This is a genomic window from Streptomyces sp. NRRL S-646 (genome assembly GCF_000720765.1).
Taxonomy (GTDB): domain Bacteria; phylum Actinomycetota; class Actinomycetes; order Streptomycetales; family Streptomycetaceae; genus Streptomyces.
Genome location: NZ_JODC01000007.1, coordinates 280,905 through 297,257 on the forward strand (window position 1 = coordinate 280,905; position 16,353 = coordinate 297,257).

17 protein-coding genes are annotated in these 16,353 nt (G+C 72.0%); 9 read left to right on the top strand and 8 right to left on the bottom strand.

Annotated features, from left to right (window positions below; translation table 11 throughout):
• Positions 1-40: 40 nt before the first annotated feature.
• A complete protein-coding gene (locus tag IH68_RS0116810; RefSeq protein ID WP_030935658.1) occupies positions 41-1,516 on the top strand; it encodes an MFS transporter in 1,476 nt (491 codons plus the stop codon).
• A gap of 58 nt (positions 1,517-1,574) precedes the next feature.
• Here IH68_RS0116810 and IH68_RS0116815 read toward each other — a convergent pair whose 3' ends face one another.
• The 4 genes from IH68_RS0116815 to IH68_RS0116830 are packed head-to-tail and all read right to left on the bottom strand — an operon-like array spanning position 1,575 to position 4,711.
• The gene (locus IH68_RS0116815; RefSeq protein ID WP_030935660.1) at positions 1,575-2,657 is read right to left on the bottom strand and encodes a maleylacetate reductase; all 1,083 of its coding nucleotides are present in this window, start codon (positions 2,655-2,657) and stop codon (positions 1,575-1,577) included.
• Entirely contained in the window at positions 2,654-3,529 is an 876-nt protein-coding gene (locus IH68_RS0116820; RefSeq protein ID WP_030935663.1) for a dioxygenase, read from the bottom strand. Before IH68_RS0116820 ends, IH68_RS0116815 begins: the two co-directional genes overlap by 4 nt.
• A gap of 26 nt (positions 3,530-3,555) precedes the next feature.
• Positions 3,556-4,149 (bottom strand): hypothetical protein, encoded by a 594-nt coding sequence (locus IH68_RS0116825; protein WP_030935666.1) that lies wholly within the window; start codon positions 4,147-4,149, stop codon positions 3,556-3,558.
• Between the two features lie 49 nt (positions 4,150-4,198).
• The gene (locus tag IH68_RS0116830; RefSeq protein WP_030935668.1) at positions 4,199-4,711 is read right to left on the bottom strand and encodes a hypothetical protein; all 513 of its coding nucleotides are present in this window, start codon (positions 4,709-4,711) and stop codon (positions 4,199-4,201) included.
• A 127-nt stretch (positions 4,712-4,838) separates the two neighbouring features.
• Between IH68_RS0116830 and IH68_RS0116835 the strand changes: the two genes are divergently transcribed.
• The gene (locus tag IH68_RS0116835) at positions 4,839-5,183 is read left to right on the top strand and encodes a cupin domain-containing protein (RefSeq protein ID WP_030935670.1); all 345 of its coding nucleotides are present in this window, start codon (positions 4,839-4,841) and stop codon (positions 5,181-5,183) included.
• On the opposite strand, the gene IH68_RS0116840 is transcribed toward IH68_RS0116835, so the two are convergent.
• Positions 5,173-6,177: a LacI family DNA-binding transcriptional regulator gene (locus tag IH68_RS0116840; RefSeq protein ID WP_030935673.1), complete on the bottom strand. Its 1,005-nt coding sequence runs from the start codon at positions 6,175-6,177 to the stop codon at positions 5,173-5,175. The genes IH68_RS0116835 and IH68_RS0116840 overlap by 11 nt on opposite strands.
• 122 nt (positions 6,178-6,299) lie before the next feature.
• Here IH68_RS0116840 and IH68_RS0116845 point away from each other — a divergent pair, with 122 nt between their 5' ends.
• A complete protein-coding gene (locus IH68_RS0116845; protein ID WP_030935677.1) occupies positions 6,300-7,457 on the top strand; it encodes a Gfo/Idh/MocA family protein in 1,158 nt (385 codons plus the stop codon).
• On the opposite strand, the gene IH68_RS0116850 is transcribed toward IH68_RS0116845, so the two are convergent.
• Both IH68_RS0116850 and IH68_RS0116855 read right to left on the bottom strand, forming a co-directional pair.
• Positions 7,441-8,055, bottom strand: coding sequence for a poly-gamma-glutamate hydrolase family protein (locus IH68_RS0116850; RefSeq protein ID WP_051833493.1), 615 nt, complete (start codon positions 8,053-8,055; stop codon positions 7,441-7,443). The two genes, IH68_RS0116845 and IH68_RS0116850, sit on opposite strands and share 17 nt — an antisense overlap.
• Positions 8,052-9,095 carry a LacI family DNA-binding transcriptional regulator gene (locus tag IH68_RS0116855; RefSeq protein WP_030935683.1) on the bottom strand — a complete coding sequence of 348 codons (1,044 nt, stop codon included), beginning with the start codon at positions 9,093-9,095 and terminating at the stop codon, positions 8,052-8,054. Before IH68_RS0116855 ends, IH68_RS0116850 begins: the two co-directional genes overlap by 4 nt.
• A gap of 118 nt (positions 9,096-9,213) precedes the next feature.
• On the opposite strand from IH68_RS0116855, the gene IH68_RS0116860 reads away from it, so the two are divergent.
• From IH68_RS0116860 to IH68_RS0116885, 6 genes are all read left to right on the top strand, one after another.
• Complete coding sequence (locus tag IH68_RS0116860) at positions 9,214-10,380, top strand: phytanoyl-CoA dioxygenase family protein (RefSeq protein WP_030935686.1); 1,167 nt, start codon at positions 9,214-9,216, stop codon at positions 10,378-10,380.
• 27 nt (positions 10,381-10,407) lie between these two features.
• On the top strand, positions 10,408-11,184 hold the full coding sequence (locus IH68_RS0116865; RefSeq protein WP_030935688.1) for an SDR family oxidoreductase: 777 nt from the start codon (positions 10,408-10,410) through the stop codon (positions 11,182-11,184).
• Between the two features lie 106 nt (positions 11,185-11,290).
• Positions 11,291-12,295: a Gfo/Idh/MocA family oxidoreductase gene (locus tag IH68_RS0116870; RefSeq protein WP_030935690.1), complete on the top strand. Its 1,005-nt coding sequence runs from the start codon at positions 11,291-11,293 to the stop codon at positions 12,293-12,295.
• 160 nt (positions 12,296-12,455) lie between these two features.
• A complete protein-coding gene (locus tag IH68_RS0116875; protein ID WP_078912485.1) occupies positions 12,456-13,817 on the top strand; it encodes a protoporphyrinogen/coproporphyrinogen oxidase in 1,362 nt (453 codons plus the stop codon).
• Positions 13,814-14,830 (top strand): Gfo/Idh/MocA family protein, encoded by a 1,017-nt coding sequence (locus IH68_RS0116880; protein ID WP_030935693.1) that lies wholly within the window; start codon positions 13,814-13,816, stop codon positions 14,828-14,830. The genes IH68_RS0116875 and IH68_RS0116880 overlap by 4 nt, the downstream gene beginning before the upstream one ends.
• Positions 14,831-14,872: 42 nt before the next feature.
• Positions 14,873-15,316 carry a GNAT family N-acetyltransferase gene (locus tag IH68_RS0116885; protein WP_234341393.1) on the top strand — a complete coding sequence of 148 codons (444 nt, stop codon included), beginning with the start codon at positions 14,873-14,875 and terminating at the stop codon, positions 15,314-15,316.
• Here IH68_RS0116885 and IH68_RS0116890 read toward each other — a convergent pair.
• The gene (locus IH68_RS0116890; RefSeq protein ID WP_030935697.1) at positions 15,297-16,334 is read right to left on the bottom strand and encodes a Gfo/Idh/MocA family protein; all 1,038 of its coding nucleotides are present in this window, start codon (positions 16,332-16,334) and stop codon (positions 15,297-15,299) included. The two genes, IH68_RS0116885 and IH68_RS0116890, sit on opposite strands and share 20 nt — an antisense overlap.
• Between the last annotated feature and the right edge of the window lie 19 nt (positions 16,335-16,353).

Below are 16,353 nucleotides of genomic sequence, written 5' to 3' on the forward strand. Positions count from 1 at the left end.
TGCGTAAGTCAAGCAATAAGCCCTTGCTGGAGGCCCTGCCATGTCCGAAGCGCCCGCCCGACCCGCCGCCGCGGGGGCATCCGCCCCGCCCAGGCCGAACGCCGTGGTGGCGGTGCTGGCCCTGGCCGGGGTCGTCGTCTCGTTGATGCAGACCCTGGTCATTCCGATCGTCCCGGAGCTGCCGTCCCTGCTGCACGCCTCTGCGTCCAACACCGCCTGGGCCGTCACCGCCACCCTCCTGGCGGCCGCGGTGGCCACCCCGGTCGTGGGCCGCCTCGGCGACATGATCGGCAAGCGGCGGATGCTGCTGGTCAGCATCGTGCTGCTGGTCTCCGGTTCGGTGGTCTGCGCACTGGCCGACTCGCTCCTCCCGATGATCGTCGGTCGTACGCTGCAGGGTCTCGCCGCCGCCGTGGTGCCGCTGGGCATCAGCATCATGCGGGACGCACTGCCCGCCGAGCGGCTGGCGGGTTCCACCGCGCTGATGAGTGCCTCCCTGGGTGTGGGCGGTGCGCTGGGCCTGCCGGCTGCCGCGTTCATCGCCGACAAGTGGGACTGGCACATCCTGTTCTGGACCTCGGGCGCCCTGGGTGCCGTCGCCTTCCTGCTGGTGCTGCTGATCGTGCCCGAGTCCAAGGTGCGCACCGGTGGCCGCTTCGACCTGGTCGGTTCGCTCGGTCTGTCCGCCGGTCTGGTCTCCCTACTGCTGGCCGTGTCCAAGGGCGGTGACTGGGGCTGGACCAGTGGCACGACGCTCGGCCTGGGCACCGCCGCCGTCGTGATCCTGCTGGCCTGGGGCTGGTGGGAGCTCAAGGCCAAGCAGCCGCTCGTCGATCTGCGCACCACCGCCAAGCCGCAGGTGCTGTTCACCAACCTGGCCTCGGTCGCCCTCGGTTTCTCGATGTTCGCGATGTCCCTGGTGCTTCCGCAGCTGCTGCAGCTGCCGACCCAGACCGGCTACGGGCTGGGCAAGTCGATGCTGACGGTCGGCCTCGTGCTCGCCCCGCAGGGCCTGGTCATGATGGTCATGTCCGCCGCGTCCGCGAAGCTCACCCAGGCCAAGGGCCCGAAGGTCACGCTGATGATCGGCGCACTGATCGTGTCCGCCGGCTACGGCCTGAACATCCTTCTGATGTCCGAGGTCTGGCACCTCATCCTGGTCTCCTGCATCATCGGCGCCGGTGTCGGCTTCACCTACGGCGCGCTGCCCGCCCTGATCATGGGCGCGGTCGACCCGTCCCAGACCGGTGCGGCCAACAGCCTCAACACACTGATGCGGTCCCTGGGTACGTCGTTCGCCAGCGCCCTGGCCGGCGTCATCCTGGCCCAGATGACCACCGACTTCGGCGGTCACGCCCTGCCCTCGGAGAACGGCTTCAAGGTAGTCATGGCGATCGGTGCCGTGGCCGCCCTGCTCGCCTTCCTGGTCGCCTCCTTCATTCCGCGCCGGCAGCCGGCGGCGCAGGCCCCGAAGGACGCGCCCGAGCAGGTGGAGGCCGCAGCCGGGCAGGCATGAGACCCGACCGTCCGGCGGATGCCGTCGTCCCGCACCCGCGGGCGACGGCCCTTCCGCGTCAGGCGGCGGGGAACACCGGTGCCGCGCCCTCGTACGCCGCCCGCAGCACGGCGAGCGCCCCGTCGGCCGTGACCTCGCGGGGATTGGCGTAGGCCTGGCCCGCGGTCTGCGCGGCCGCAACCGCCAAGTCGCCTTCCTTCAGGCCGAGTTCGGCAAGGGAGCGGGGTGCGCCGAGGCGCCCGGCCAGCTCCCGCAGGGCGTGCGGGGCGTCGTCCGTGTCCAGCGCTCGGGCGACGGCGGCCGCCGCGTCCGGGGCCGCGGACGCGTTGTACGCCAGGGCGTACGGCAGGACCACGGTGTGGGTCTCGGCGTGGGGCAGACCGAAGGTGCCGCCGAGGACGTGGCACAGCTTGTGGTGCAGGCCCATGGTGGTGGCGCCGAGGCAGGAGCCGCACAGCCAGGCGCCGTACAGGGCGCGGCCGCGGGCCTCCAAGGAGTCCGGGTCGGCAGCCACCTCGGGCAGGGCGCCCGCCATGGCCCGAACGCCCTCCTGGGCCATCAGCGCGATCAGGGGCGAGGTGTCGGGGGCGTACAGCGCCTCGACGGCGTGGGCGATCGCGTTGACGCCGCTGGTGACGGAGAGCGGCACGGGCAGCGAGAGGGTCAGTTCGGGGTCGTAGACGACGCTGCGTGGGAGGACGACGGGGTCGCGGCCGGTGCGTTTGGCGCCGTGTTCGGTCAGGCCCCAGACCGGGGTCATCTCCGAACCGGAGTATGTGGAGGGCACGGCGATCAGCGGCAGGCCGGTGCGCAGGGCGATCGCCTTGCCGAGGCCGATCGAGGAGCCGCCGCCGACGGCCACACAGCCGTCCGCACCCGCCGCCCGGGCCGCCTCGACGCCCCGGTCGGCGACCTCGACGGGCACATGCATCCGGGCACCGTCGTGCAGGCCCGCGCAGGCGGGGCCCAGCGAATCGGCGACCGCGCGTGCCGTCTGCGCGCCGTGGCTGCCGCACACCACCAGCAGCCGGCGCAGGCCGAGCGCCGCCGCCTCGCCGGCGGTCGCGGTCGTGGCGGCCCCGGGCCGGAAGACGACCCGCACGGGCCGGGACTCGTAGGAGAAGTCGAGGCGGTGTTTCACGAATGCTCCAGTACGAGGTCGAAGCGGGCGTGGCGGAACGGGTTCGGGACGCCGAACTCCCGCGCCAGGGAGGAGTCATCCGTTCGGGTGAACTCCTGGACCAGGCTCGGCTTGACGGCGAACACCGCGTCCGAGTCGAGGTAGTCGCTGCCCGCGACGAAGATGTGCGTGGTCACCGGTACATGATCTTCGGCCGAGGCGATGAAATGGATGTGCGCGGGCCGGTAGGGGTGGCGGGCGGTCGCACGCAGCAGGTCGCCGACCGGGCCGTCGGTGGGGATCGGGTACGGGCTCGGTACACAGGTGCGGAACCAGAAGCGGCCCTCCGCGTCCGCGGTGAACAGCCCGCGCCCGTTGCCGGGAGGCTGTACTTCCGGGCGCTGGACGTCGTAGAAGCCGTTCCCGTCGGCCTGCCAGACGTCGACGACCGCGCCCGGCAGCGGAGTTCCGTCCCGGGACAGGACCCGGCCGCTGACCACGCACGGCTCGCCGCCGCCCACCAGGTCGATGTCGGCGCCGAGTTCGCGGGCCGGGGACTCGGTCATGTGGAAGGGGCCGAGAACCGTCGACTCGGTGGCTCCGGCGGCGCGGTCGGCGTTGTTGCCATGGATTGTCTCGACGAGCATCGACAGGCCGAGGACGTCCGACAGGAGGATGAACTCCTGCCGGGTGTCCGTGCAGGTCTGCCCGGTCGCCGTGAGGAAGCCGATGGCCCGCTCCCACTCCTGCTGTGTCAGCCGGGTCTCACGGGCGAAGGCGTGGAGGTGGCGGATCAGACCGGTCAGCAGTTCGCGCAGGCGCGGGTCGGTGGTGGCGTGCAGACTTCGTACCGCCTCGTCCGTGACCGTCGTGTCGGTGGCGTCGGTGGTCATGTCGGCTCCCTTCACCGGTGTGCGGGTCAGCCGAACCAGACGACGAGCCGTACGTCCTCGTCGCCGTACCTGGCCGCCAGGTCCCGCATGGCGCTCCATACCTGTGCCCAGCATCCCTCGTCCGGAGGGGCGAGCATCCGCGCCGTGAGGATCACGGGGCGGTGCGCCACGTCGTCCAGGCGCACCTCGGCGCCGGGGGGCCACTCCGGCGGGGCCAGCAGCAGGTTTCCGCCGAACGTGTCGGCGGCCGCCGCGCGCAGGCCCGGAGTCACCCGCACGAGTTCGTCACCGTCCGGCAGGGCCCGCACCGCCCAGTTCCAGGCCGGGCCGTGGGCGAGCGGGGCGTCCCAGTCGACCTCCTCGACCTCGGCCCAGGTGGCGTAGGTGTGGTCGTGCTGGAATTCCCCGATGGCCGACTCCCGTACCGGATCGGAGATCCCGTCCGGCAGGCCGCGGCCCGCGAAGAGCGGACGTTCCACGTCCCCCGCCCCGCGGACGCCGAAGAGACACTCCCAGGCGACGTAGTCCCGGGGTGGCTGGAAGTCCAGCAGATCGGCCGTGAACCGCCAGTGCCCGTCGGGCGAGCGGCTTTCGATGACACCGTCGATGTCCGTACCCACGAGGGATGACCATACGACAGTCCGGGCGCCAATCGGCCCCCGGGAGCCGTTACTTGATGATGGCGTTCGCGACGACCACGACGACGCCGAGCAGCGCGTCGACCACTCCGGTGCACAGGGCGACGGCCCAGGAGCGTCCCGACCGCCGTGCCGCCACCACCCCCAGGCCGAACAGCAGTCCGATGTTCAGCGTGAACGCCGGATCCTCCACCCCGTCCGCCGGCCACCAACCCCAGCCCGCCCCCGCGAGGATCGCCACGGTCGGCAGCACCGCCGTGACCAGGGGCCACTCGTCGGCGAGGGCGCGCAGGGCGTCCCAGCGGCGGTGCGGTGCGCGCTCGGCGATGTAGTGGGCGTAGCCGTGGGCGAGGGCGGAGGCGAGCGCGGTCACCAGCAGCCAGATGGCGTCGTAGCGGCGGCTGACGCGGGAGCTGTGGCCGTACTGGCTGAGCGCCGCGACCATCGAGCAGGCCAGCACGGCACCGTAGACACCGCCGAAGAGGACTCCCTCGCCGCTGTCGTGCTGCCGTTGCCCGGGGGCGGCCGTCGTTGTCCGCGCCATGTCCTCCACGATCACCCGGTACCTGCCCGGCCGCCAGTCGCGACCCGACGAAGTGTCCTCCTACCTGGGACGATGCCGCACACAGTGTCCATGCACAGGCTCCGGGCGGTCTCGCTAGGGTCGGTCCATGACGCACAGCTTCGTTCTTCACATCCCCGACGCCGAGCTCGAGCCCGAGCCCCTCGACCCGGAGCAGATCGTCTCCGGGACGCCGGAGGTGACCGGGAAGGTGGTGTGGGAGTCGGCGGACGGCCGTCAGGTCCGCGGGGTCTGGCAGATCACGCCGGGCGTCGTCACCGACACGGAGGCGGACGAGCTGTTCGTGGTGATCAGCGGGTCGGCGACCATCGAGGTCGAGGGCGGGCCGACACTGACGGTGGGGCCCGGGGACATGGCCGTCCTGCGTGCGGGCGACCGCACGACGTGGACGGTGCACGAGACGCTGCGGAAGGCGTACGCCATCAGTCTGTGAGCGGTGCCGCCGTGGTGCCGCGGATCTCCAACGTCGGTGCGGTCAGGTGAAGTCGGCCCGCTCCCCCGGAGCGTTCGAAGCGGTCCAGGAGGCAGCGGGCGGCGCGGCGGCCGACCTCGTGGCTGCCGTTGTCGACCGTGGTCAGCCAGACGTGGCGCAGCCGGGCGATGCTCGTGTTGTCGTAGCCGACCACGGACACGTCACGCGGGACGCGCAGGCCGAGCTCCTCGGCCGCCGAGAGCGCGCCGACGGAGGTGATGTCGTTGACGGCGAAGAGGGCGGTGGGCCTCTGCGGGCGGCTGAGCAGCCGGACGGTGGTGCGGTAGCCGCCCTCCTCGGTCATGTCTGCGGCCTCCACCAGGGCCTGGTCCGCGAGGCCGTGCGCCCGCATCGTCGCCTCGAAGCTGCGGCGGCGCAGTTCGCCGACGGCGCCGTAGCCCGCGATGTGGGCGATGCGGCGGTGGCCGAGGCCGATGAGGTGTTCGGTGACCAGGCGGGCGCCCCGCTCGTCGTCGCCCGCCACGACGTCCACGCCCGCCGGGGCCGCCTCGCGGGCGCCCGCGACGACGACCGGGATCCGCTCGGCGGCCGTGCCGAGGGCGGCCGGGTCGGGCAGCGTGCCGACGACGACGAGGCCGTCCACCCGCAGGTCGAGGAGCGGGTCGGCGGGGTCCTGGCCGGTGCGGCGGTTGAGGCGGGCGTCGGCGAGCAGCATGCGCAGGCCGTTGTCGTGCAGCAGTGAGTTGAGGCCGTCGAGCAGGTCGACGAACCAGGGGTTGCGCAGGTCGTTGAGGAGCACGCCGACCGTGCGGGTGCGCTGCTCGCTGAGGCTGCGCGCAGCGGCGTTGGGCCGGTAGCCGAGTTCCCGCACCGCCCGCAGCACGGCCTCCCGCTTCTCGGGCCGCACCTGCTCGGAGCCGCGCAGCACGAGCGAGACCAGCGACTTGGACACTCCGGCCTGCTCGGCCACGTCGCGGATCGTCGGCGGTTTCATGCTGTGGACCGTTCCATGGGCTGGTGCGACTTGTCAAAGAGAACGGGGAGGGTTGACAGCCACTGAGCGGGGGCTTCAGGGTGGCCTGGACAGATTATGGACCGGTCCAAAGAGGGGCTGTCATGGTGGATTCGCTCGGTGTCGCCGTCGTCGGGTTCGGCTGGATGGGCCGGGTGCACACCCAGGCGTACGCCCGCGTCCTGCACCACTACCCGCAGCTGGGGCTGCGCCCGCAGCTCATCACGGTCGCCGAGGAGGTGCCCGGCAGAGCCGAGGAGGCGGCCACGCAGTTCGGGTTCGCCTCGACCACCCGGGACTGGCGTGATGTCGTCAAGGACCCGCGCATCCAGGCGGTCAGCATCACCGCCCCGAACTTCCTGCACCGCGAGATCGGCGTCGCCATGGCGGAGGCGGGCAAGCACATCTGGATCGAGAAGCCGGTCGGTCTGAGCGCGGCGGACGCCAGGGCGGTCGCCGACGCGGTGGCCACCGCAGGCGTCCAGGGCGCCGTCGGCTTCAACTACCGCAACGCGCCCGCCGTCGAGGCCGCCCGCGAGCTGATCGCCTCCGACGCCATCGGCACCGTCACCCATGTCCGCATCCGCCTGTTCAGTGACTACGCCGCCCATCCCGAAGGCGCCCTGACCTGGCGCTACGAGAAGGAGCGCGGCGGCAGCGGCGTCCTGGGCGACCTCGCCTCGCACGGCGCGGACCTGGCCCGCTACCTGCTGGGCGACATCGAGGCGCTGACCGCCGACACGGCCGTGTTCATTCCGGAGCGGGCCCGGCCCACCGGCGCCACCGCCGGTCACACCCGAGCCACGGGCGGCGAGCTCGGCCCGGTCGAGAACGAGGACTACGTCAACTGTCTGCTGCGCTTCGCCTCCGGCGCGCGCGGTGTGCTGGAGGCCTGCCGGGTCTCGGTCGGCGAGCAGAACAACTACGGCTTCGAGGTGCACGGCACGAAGGGCGCGGTCTTCTGGGACTTCCGGCGCATGAACGAGCTGGGCGTCAGCCGCGGCACGAGCTACCAGGACCAGCCCGTCAGCACGGTCTACGTCGGCCCGGGCGACGGCGAGTTCGGGGCGTTCCAGCCGGGCGCGGCGAACGCCATGGGCATGGACGACCTGAAGGTGATCGAGGCCCACCGCTTCCTGCGCTCCATCGCGGAAGGCGAGCCGCACGGGGCCACGCTCCCGGACGCCGTGCACAGCGCCGCCGTACTGGAGGCGATGGTGCACTCGGTCGAGAGCGGCTCCTGGGTCAGTCTCCGGGCATAGCCGCGGTCAGGGACTCCACGCCCTTGGCCAGGGCGTCGATCACCGACCGCGGGGGTGTGTCCGGCACTCCCGGCGCCCATCGCCTTCGCTCGGTCCTGGCCGCGAGCGGGAGTTCCACCTGGACCCCGCCTTGGCGGGTCAGGTTCACCGGGTTCCTGGAGTGCAGGCCGCGCAGGGCCACGGGGATCTCGTCCAGGTCGGTGACCGGGTCGAACTCCGGCCGCAGGGCGTCGAGTTCGCCGGCGACGAGGCGGGCGGCCCGCCGGTTGCCGCCGCCGAGGAGGATGGCCCGGGGAGTCGCACTCCTGTTGTGGCCGTGCAGGGAGACCGTGAGCGCCACCCGGGACAGGAAGTCCCGCAGCAGCGTGCAGTGCCCGACCGCCATGCGCGGGGAGGGGATGTGCACCGGATCGGGCACGCCCGGCTGGGTGAAGACCAGGCTGGTGGCACCGCACCGCTCGGCCACCGACCGCGCCAGCTCGGCCGTACCGCCTTCGTTGCTGCCGTGCAGCGCCAGCAGTCCCAGCTCGCTGCCCGTCGTGAGCGTGGCGAGCAGCCGGACGCCCTCGATCTCCACGTATTCGCTGCTCGTCGTCACCCGGCTCCTCGGTTCGTCGCCTGCGGGGGCATGTTGTACGGCGTCACCACCTGGATCGCCGACGGCAGCGTAGGCCCCGCGGGCGGCAGGGCGCCGTGGGCGCGCATCACGATGTGGCAGGCCTCGCGCACGTCCTGGCGCAGATCGTGGTGGAGGACGGCGGACAGGCGGTGCTCGCGCAGCAGCCGGGTGTTGTCGTGGTCGAGGTCGTGCGCGACGAACACCGCGCACTCGCGGCCCAGATCCTCGAAGGCGCGCAGGGTGGCGTTGTTGCCGCCGCCGATCGAGTAGACGGCACGGATGTCCGGGTCGCGTTCGAGGGCGGCGCGGACCAGGTCGTACTGGGTGGCGTCCAGGCCGTGTCCCTCGGCGATCTCGACCAGGGTACGGTCCGGGTGACGGCTGCGCATGGCGCTGCGGAAGCCCATCTCGCGCTCTTCCTCGTTGCGGAAGAAGCCGCTGCTGAGGCTGGTGAGAACGTTGCCGGGCCGCTCGCCCAGCCACTGGCCCATGAGGTAGGCGGCGGTCGCGCCTGCGGCCCGGTTGTCGATGCCGACGTAGGCGAGGCGGGCGGTGGCGGGCAGGTCGGTGACCAGGGTGACGACGGGAATGCCGGCGGCGGCGAGGCGGCCGACGGCGGCCGTCACCTGAGGGACGTCCGGCGCCTTGAGGATCACGCCCTGCGAGCCGCGGCGGGCGATCCGGTCCAGCGTCCTCGTCAGCTCCGCCACCGGGCCGGTCTCGCGGAAGTGGAAGCGCGAGCGCACCACGGCCGGGTGCAGGGACGGCAGCTCCGCCTCCAGCGCGGCGCGTACGGCGGTGGAGAAGCGCTCCGGCGTCTGCATCACGATGTCGATCATGAAGGTGCGGCCGACGAGCCGGACCTGGGTGCGCTGGCGGTCCAGGTCGGCGATGGCCTGCTGGACCTCCCGCGCGGTGCTCTCGCGGACGCCGCCCCTGCCGTTGAGGACCCGGTCGACGGTGGCCTCGCTCAGGCCCGCCTGACGTGCGATCTCCCGGATCGGGAAGGGATGGCCCACCGCGGGCTCCTCTCGCCGGCTCTTGAGGGGTTTTTGATGGCTGACTGCTGGTTGTTCGACGGGTTTGTAATGACAAGAATGACAGGGCTGAGTCGCCCCTGTCACCGAGAGGACACCGATGTCCTTCACCGCCGTACACCACCGTGCCTGGCTCTCCGAGCAGGACTGCGACCTCCACTCGTTCCGCGCGCTCGTCGAGCGGACGGCCGACCCCGCCGACTACCCGCACGCCTCCGGGGTGGAGCGGAACGTCCTGCTGTACGACGCCGAACGCCTCGGTGCCGCCGAGGACCGCCGGGGCATCCAGGAGGAGCTCGTCAGGGCCCTCACCGACGGACCCGGAGTGGTGGTCTTCCGGGGCGCCTTCCCCGATCACGCGGTGGTCGACCGGGCCACCGAGGTGTTCGACGCGCTGATCCGCGAGCAGTACGCGGCGGGCACCACGGCCGGCGACCACTTCGCCAAGCCCGGCGCGAACGAGCGGGTGTGGAACGCACTGGAGAAGGCGGCCCTCTACGACCCGGTGGCGTTCGCCGACTACTACGCCAACCCGGTCCTCGCACTGGTCTGCGAGGCCTGGCTCGGCCCCGGCTACCAGGTGACCTCCCAGGTCAACGTGGTCAACCCGGGGGGCCTCGCGCAGACCGTGCACCGCGACTACCACCTCGGCTTCCTCTCCGACGAGACCGCCGCGGCCTATCCGGCACACGTCCACCGCCTCTCCCCCGTGCTCACCCTGCAGGGCGCGGTCGCGCACTGCGACATGCCCGTGGAGTCGGGGCCGACGCTGTACCTGCCCTTCTCGCAGGCGTACGAGCCGGGCTATCTGGCGTGGCGGCGCCCGGAGTTCCAGGCGTACTTCAAGGAGCACCACGTCCAGCTGCCGCTCGCCAAGGGCGACGCCGCCTTCTTCAACCCGGCGCTGTTCCACGCCGCCGGGACCAACCGCACCACGGATGTGCGGCGCATGGCCAACCTGCTCCAGGTGTCCTCCGCCTTCGGCAGGGCGATGGAGACCGTGGACCGGGAGGCGGTGACGAACGCGGTCTACCCCGTGCTGCTGCGCCGCAAGGCGGACGGAGCGGACGAGGGCTGGCTGGAGAACGTGATCGCCGCGAGCGCCGAGGGCTACCCCTTCCCCACCAACCTCGACAGCGACCCGCCGGTCGACGGCCTGGCCCCGCCCTCGCAGGCGGACCTCGTACGCCGGGCGCTTCGCGAAGGCCGGCTGCCGCGGGCTCTGCGGGACGAGCTGCGGGCGAGCACCGAGCGCCGCACCAGCTGACGTCAGCCGAAAGGACAACAAGGATCCATGGGACTTCTCGACGACAAGGTCGTCCTCGTCAACGGCGGCAGCCAGGGAGTCGGGGCCGCCATCGCGCGCGCCGCCGTGCGTGAGGGTGCGGTCGTGGCCGTCACCGGCCGGCGTGCGGAACCCGGCGAGGCGCTGGTGACCGAACTGACGGCCGCCGGCGGCAAGGCGATGTTCGTGCGCGCCGACCTGTCCGACGCCGAACAGGCGAAGACCGCAGTGGGCGAGGTGGTCGCCGCGTACGGGCGGATCGACTGCCTGGTCAACTCCGCCGGTCTGACCTCCCGGGGCACGCTGCTGGACACCACGCCCGAGCTGTTCGACCAGCACATCGCGATCAACCTGAAGGCGCCGTTCTTCGCGATGCAGGCCGCCGTCGCCGACATGGTCTCCCGCAAGGCGCCCGGCACGGTCGTCAACATCATCACGTCCTCGGCGCACGGCGGCCAGCCGTTCCTGGCGCCGTACGTCGCCGCCAAGGCCGGCCTGATCGGCCTGACCCGCAACGCCGCGCACGCGCACCGCTGGGACCGGGTGCGGATCAACGGCCTCAACATCGGCTGGACGGCCACCGAGGGCGAGGACGCCACCCAGAAGACGTTCCACGGCGCCGACGACGACTGGCGCGAGGCGGCTGCCGCCAAGCTGCCGATGGGCAAGCTGGGGCAGCCGGACGAGATCGCGGACTTCGTGGTGTTCCTGCTGTCGGAGCGGTCGGGCGTGGTCACGGGATCGGTGATCGACTGGGACCAGAACGTTCTGGGCGGCCTGGACTGATATTTCAAGCCCGTCCGGCGATTGAGGACGAGCCCGAAGGGCGATCGGGGTCCGGGGCGGAGCCCCGGCAACGGACAGCAACAAACACCAGAAAGCAGCGGAGCTCATGCGTATCGGAATCCTCGGCCTCGGCCGCATCGGCGCCTTCCACGCCGAAACCCTCTCCGGACTCGACGCGGTCGAGTCGCTCGTCCTGACCGACCCGTTCACGGACGCCGCCAAGTCCGCGGCGGAGCGGTTCGGCGGCGAGGTCGTGGACTCCCCGGAGGCCCTGCTGGCCGCCGGCGTCGACGGCATCGTGGTCGCGGCCGCGACGGACGCCCACCCCGGGCTGATCCTGGCCGGGGTCGAGGCCGGCATCCCCGTCTTCTGCGAGAAGCCCGTCGCCAAGACGATGGCCGAGGGCGTCCAGGTCCTCAAGGCCGTCGAGGGCAAGGACGTGCCGATCCAGATCGGCTACAACCGCCGCTTCGACGCCGGTTTCGTCGCCGCACGTGCCGCCGTGCAGAGCGGCGAGCTGGGCAAGCTGCACACCGTACGGTCGACCACGCTGGACCCGGCGCCCCCGCCGGCCGGATACATCGCCGCCTCGGGCGGCATCTTCCGCGACTGCTCCGTCCACGACTTCGACATCATCCGCTGGGTGACGGGCCGCGAGGTCGTCGAGGTGTACGCCGTCGGCGGCAACCGGGGCGCCGAGTACATCAAGGAGGCGGGCGACGCCGACACCACCGGTGCGATCCTCACCCTCGACGACGGCACCATCGCGGTGGTCTCCAACTCGCGCCACAACGCCCGGGGTTACGACGTCCGCATGGAGATCCACGGCTTTACGGACTCCATCGCTGTGGGTCTGGAGGACAAGCTGCCGCTGCGCTCCGTCGAGCCCGGCGTGACCTTCCCGGCCGGTACCCCGCACGACTTCTTCATGGACCGCTTCACCGCGGCCTACCGCGCCGAACTCACGGCGTTCACCGAGGTCGTGGCCGGCACCCGCCCCTCGCCCTGCACGATCGCGGACGCCCTGGAGGCCGGCTGGATCGCCGACGCGTGCACGCTGTCGCTGCACGAGCACCGCCCGGTGACCATCGCCGAGGTCCGCACCGCCTGAGCGGCGGCTGCAGTCTCTCGTGCTCCGGGCGCCGGCCCGGCCTCCGGCGCCCGGAGCACGAGTGTGCGAATCGCCACGTTGTCCTTGTCGGTCACGACCACGAGATCTCCCCGTACGACCATGAGATCCACGCACGTCGGACCGAACGAGGAGCAACGACATGAGTACCGGCGAGATATCCCGGCCGCACGCCGACAACCGTCAACCCGCCCTGTCCGGCGGGCAGTTACGCAGCGAACGGCGTGTGGTCGTCATCGGCGCCGGGCCGGGCGGCCTCACGGTCGCCCGTGAACTGGAGCGTGCCGGGCACCGGGTGACCGTTCTGGAGGAGCAGGAGACGGTCGCCGGGAAATGCCAGAGCGTGCACGTCGACGGCCGGGCCCACGACCTGGGCGGCCACATCTGCACCAACCGGTACGAGCGGACGGCAGAATTGCTGACGGAACTGGACATGGAGACGGAGCGCACCACCCGCTACCGCGTCCTCGACGCCGAGGGGCGCACCGCGACCCGCCAGGCCATGTCGTTCCTCCGCGACGGCGCCTTCCAGCGCTACCGGGCGCTGCGCGAGCGGGACTTCCCGCGCATCGCCGAACCCGGGCTCGCCCACTCGGCGCGGGCCCTGGCCGCCCCGGTCACCCGCTGGCTCGCCGAGCACGGCCTCGAGTCCATGGCCGAGTCGTTCGGCACCGGATACACCGCGGCCGGGTACGGCTACCTCGACGAACAGGTGCCCGCGCTGTACTTCGTCAAGTACGCCGAGATGACCGGACTGCTGTCCGACACTCCCCAACTCCTCGGCCACGCAGGCGCGTTCACCGTCACGGGCGGATTCGCCACCCTGTGGCAGCGGGTCGCCGAGAAGCTGAAGGACGTACGGTGCGCGGTGCGCGTGGAGTCGGTCGAGCGGCACGAGGGCGGGGTGCGGGTGCGCACGGACTCCGGTCCGGTGGAGGCGGACGACCTGGTGCTCGCCGTCACCCTGGACCGCATCCTGCCGGTCCTGGACGCCACCGACGAGGAGCGCGACCTCGCCGGGCGGATCCGCAGCAACGCCTACCACACCACCCTCGCCACCGCGTCCGGCCTGCCCCAGAACGCCTTCTACTTCCTCGACCGCCACACCGCGACCCGCGAGGCGGCCGGCCACTGCGTCTCGTACCACCACCGCTACCCGGGCAGCGACGTGCGGACCTTCTACTCCTACGGCCGCCCCGAGGACGTCTGCGCGCTGCTGGGGGACGACGTGGCGGGGCTCGGCGGGCGGCTGGAGGAGGTGCATCTGCACCGCCAGTGGGCGTTCATGCCGCACTTCGGCAGCGACGACCTCGCGGACGGCGCCCTGGACCGGCTCGACGCGCTTCAGGGCCGCGGCCACACCTATTACGTCGGAGGCCTGCCCGCCTTCGAACTCATCGAATGCACCATCGCCCACGCCCAGGACCTGGCCCGCCGCCATTTCCCGTCCGTCGGCGGCACACTGACCCTGCACGAACGGACAGAGAAGGAAACGACCTCATGAGCGAACCGGTCCGCGAACCGCTCCGCATCGGCGTCCTGGGCGCCGCCCGGATCACCGAACGCGCCCTGATCGACCCGGCCCGCACCACAGGCCACCGCCTGGTCGCGGTGGCCGCCCGCGACCGCTCCCGCGCCGAGGCCTTCGCCGCCGAGCACGGCGTGGAGCGGGTCGCGGACTCCTACGCCGCGCTGCTCGCCGACCCCGAGGTCGAGGTCGTCTACAACCCGCTCGCCAACGGCCTGCACGGCCCGTGGAACCTCGCCGCCCTCGCGGCCGGCAAGCACGTCCTGAGCGAGAAGCCGTCGGCGAGCAACGCCGAGGAGGCCGCCGAGGTGCGGGAGGCGGCGGCCAAGGCCGGCACCGTCTTCATGGAGGGCTTCCACTACCTCTTCCACCCGGTCACCCGGCGCCTGCACGAACTCCTCGCCGACGGTGAACTGGGCGAGCTGCAGCGGGTGGAGACCACGGTCGCCATCGAGGCTCCCGCAGACGCCGACCCGCGCTGGTCCCTGCCGCTGGCCGGCGGCGCCGTGATGGACCTGGGCTGCTACAGCCTGCACGCCGTGCGGATGCTGGCCCCCTGGGCGGGCGGCGCACCGAGGCTGGTCTCCGCGCGCGGCGGGGAGCGCGCGGGCGCGCCCGGGGTCGACGAGTGGCTGGACGCCGACCTGGCCTTCCCGAACGGCGCCACCGGCTCCGCGCGCTGCCACATGGCGTACGACAGGCTGGAGATGAGCTGCCGGATCATCGGCAGCCGCGGTGAGGCGCTGGCCCCGAACTTCGTCCTGCCCCAGATGGACGACCGGATCGTGGTCCGCACCGCGGACGGCGAGCGGACGGAACGGCTCGGCACCCGGTCCTCGTACACGTACCAGCTGGAGGCGTTCGCGGCGCGGGTGCGGGAGGGCACGCCGCTGCCGCTGGACGCGGACGACGCGCTGGCGACGATGACCCTGATCGACGAGAGCTATCGGGCGGCGGGGTTCGAACCGCGGCCGCGGACCCGGGTGTAGGCAAGCTTCTGACACGGCCATGGCTCTGCGATGATCGACGCCATGGCCGTACGTATCGCACCCGCGCGCGTCCCCGACATCCAGCAGGTCCTCGCCGACCACCCCCGCTACTGGGGCGAGCGTGATCTGCGCGAGCTTCATCTCCTGGCCCTGCTGCAGGAGTTCGGCGAGACCTGTCTGGTCGCCCGCTCCGACGACGGCATTCTCGGCTATCTGATCGGCTTCGTCACGCCCGGCGGCACCGGATACGTGCATCTGATCGCGACGCGGGACGACGCCCGCGGCAGCGGTCTGGGGCGGGAGCTGTACGCGGCGTTCACCGAGGCCGCGCGGCGGCAGGGGGCGGTCCGGCTGAAGGCCATCACGAGCCTCGGCAACAAGGGGTCGGTGGCCTTCCACCGCGGTCTCGGCTTCGAGGTCCGTGTGGAGGAGGACTACAACGGGCCCGGCGAGGACCGGGTCGTGTTCAGCAGGGTACTCGGCTGACGTCGTACAGCGCGGGCCGCTGCACCAGCTCGACCTCCGCCCGGCCGCCCTCCTCCAGCGCGCGCACGCCCGCCTCGCACACCGCGGCCACCGCGTAGCCGTCCCACACGCTCGGGCCGATGACCTCGCCGCGACGGGTGGCGTCGACCCAGGCCTGGATCTCGCGGTCGTAGGCGTCGGCGAAGCGTTCGATGTAGTCCTGGGTGATGGTGCCGCCCCAGCGGCCGGCCATGTTGGTGACCATGGCGTGGCCGTCGCCGATGCGGGCGGTGCCGCGTTCGCAGACCACCTCGGCCTGGACCTGGTAGCCGAAGCCGCAGTTGACGAAGATCTCGACGTCGACGATCGCGCCGCCGTCGGTCTCGAAGACGACGAACTGCGGGTCCTGCACGCCGTCCGGTGCGTTCGCGGACGGCGTCGGGCGCAGGACGGTGACGGCGGTGATCTCCTGGCCGAGCAGCCAGCGTGTCACGTCCATCTCGTGCACGACGGAGTCGTTGATGAGCATCTCGCTGCGCCATCCGGGCGGGGAGGCGAGGTTGCGGTGCCGGTTGTGCAGCATCAGCGGGCGCCCCAACTGGCCTGTGTTCAGGAGGGACTTGAGCTTCATGTACTCGGTGTCGTAGCGCCGCATGAAGCCGACCTGGACCCGGCGGCGGCCCAGCTTCTGCTCGGCTTCCAGCACCCGTAGCGCGGAGGCCGCGTCCGGGGTGAGCGGCTTCTCGCAGAGCACGGGGAGATCGTGCTCGAACGCCGTCAGCAGGGCCGCCTCGTGGGCGGGCCCCGGGGAGGCGATCAGCACGGCGTCGACATCGGCCGCCGCCATGGCGGCGGCCGGGTCGGAGTAGGCGGTGCAGCCGTCGATACGGGCCGCGACGTCCTTGGCGCGTTCCGTATCGACGTCCACGACAGCGGTCACCCTGGCCCCGCTGATGACCTCTTGAATACGGCGGACATGGTCGGCGCCCATCTTGCCGGTGCCGACGACCGCGACCTGCAGTGTTCCTTGCCCAGCCATGGTCGTTCGTCCCCCTTCG

What these genes read in the sequence shown, in the direction of transcription:
- IH68_RS0116810 (WP_030935658.1), top strand. Translation starts at nt 41, where the DNA reads ATGTCCGAAGCGCCCGCCCGACCCGCCGCCGCGGGGGCATCCGCCCCG.
- IH68_RS0116820 (WP_030935663.1), bottom strand. Translation starts at nt 3,529, where the DNA reads ATGACCACCGACGCCACCGACACGACGGTCACGGACGAGGCGGTACGA.
- IH68_RS0116830 (WP_030935668.1), bottom strand. Translation starts at nt 4,711, where the DNA reads ATGGCGCGGACAACGACGGCCGCCCCCGGGCAACGGCAGCACGACAGC.
- IH68_RS0116835 (WP_030935670.1), top strand. Translation starts at nt 4,839, where the DNA reads ATGACGCACAGCTTCGTTCTTCACATCCCCGACGCCGAGCTCGAGCCC.
- IH68_RS0116840 (WP_030935673.1), bottom strand. Translation starts at nt 6,177, where the DNA reads ATGAAACCGCCGACGATCCGCGACGTGGCCGAGCAGGCCGGAGTGTCC.
- IH68_RS0116845 (WP_030935677.1), top strand. Translation starts at nt 6,300, where the DNA reads ATGGTGGATTCGCTCGGTGTCGCCGTCGTCGGGTTCGGCTGGATGGGC.
- IH68_RS0116860 (WP_030935686.1), top strand. Translation starts at nt 9,214, where the DNA reads ATGTCCTTCACCGCCGTACACCACCGTGCCTGGCTCTCCGAGCAGGAC.
- IH68_RS0116865 (WP_030935688.1), top strand. Translation starts at nt 10,408, where the DNA reads ATGGGACTTCTCGACGACAAGGTCGTCCTCGTCAACGGCGGCAGCCAG.
- IH68_RS0116870 (WP_030935690.1), top strand. Translation starts at nt 11,291, where the DNA reads ATGCGTATCGGAATCCTCGGCCTCGGCCGCATCGGCGCCTTCCACGCC.
- IH68_RS0116875 (WP_078912485.1), top strand. Translation starts at nt 12,456, where the DNA reads ATGAGTACCGGCGAGATATCCCGGCCGCACGCCGACAACCGTCAACCC.
- IH68_RS0116880 (WP_030935693.1), top strand. Translation starts at nt 13,814, where the DNA reads ATGAGCGAACCGGTCCGCGAACCGCTCCGCATCGGCGTCCTGGGCGCC.
- IH68_RS0116885 (WP_234341393.1), top strand. Translation starts at nt 14,873, where the DNA reads ATGGCCGTACGTATCGCACCCGCGCGCGTCCCCGACATCCAGCAGGTC.
- IH68_RS0116890 (WP_030935697.1), bottom strand. Translation starts at nt 16,334, where the DNA reads ATGGCTGGGCAAGGAACACTGCAGGTCGCGGTCGTCGGCACCGGCAAG.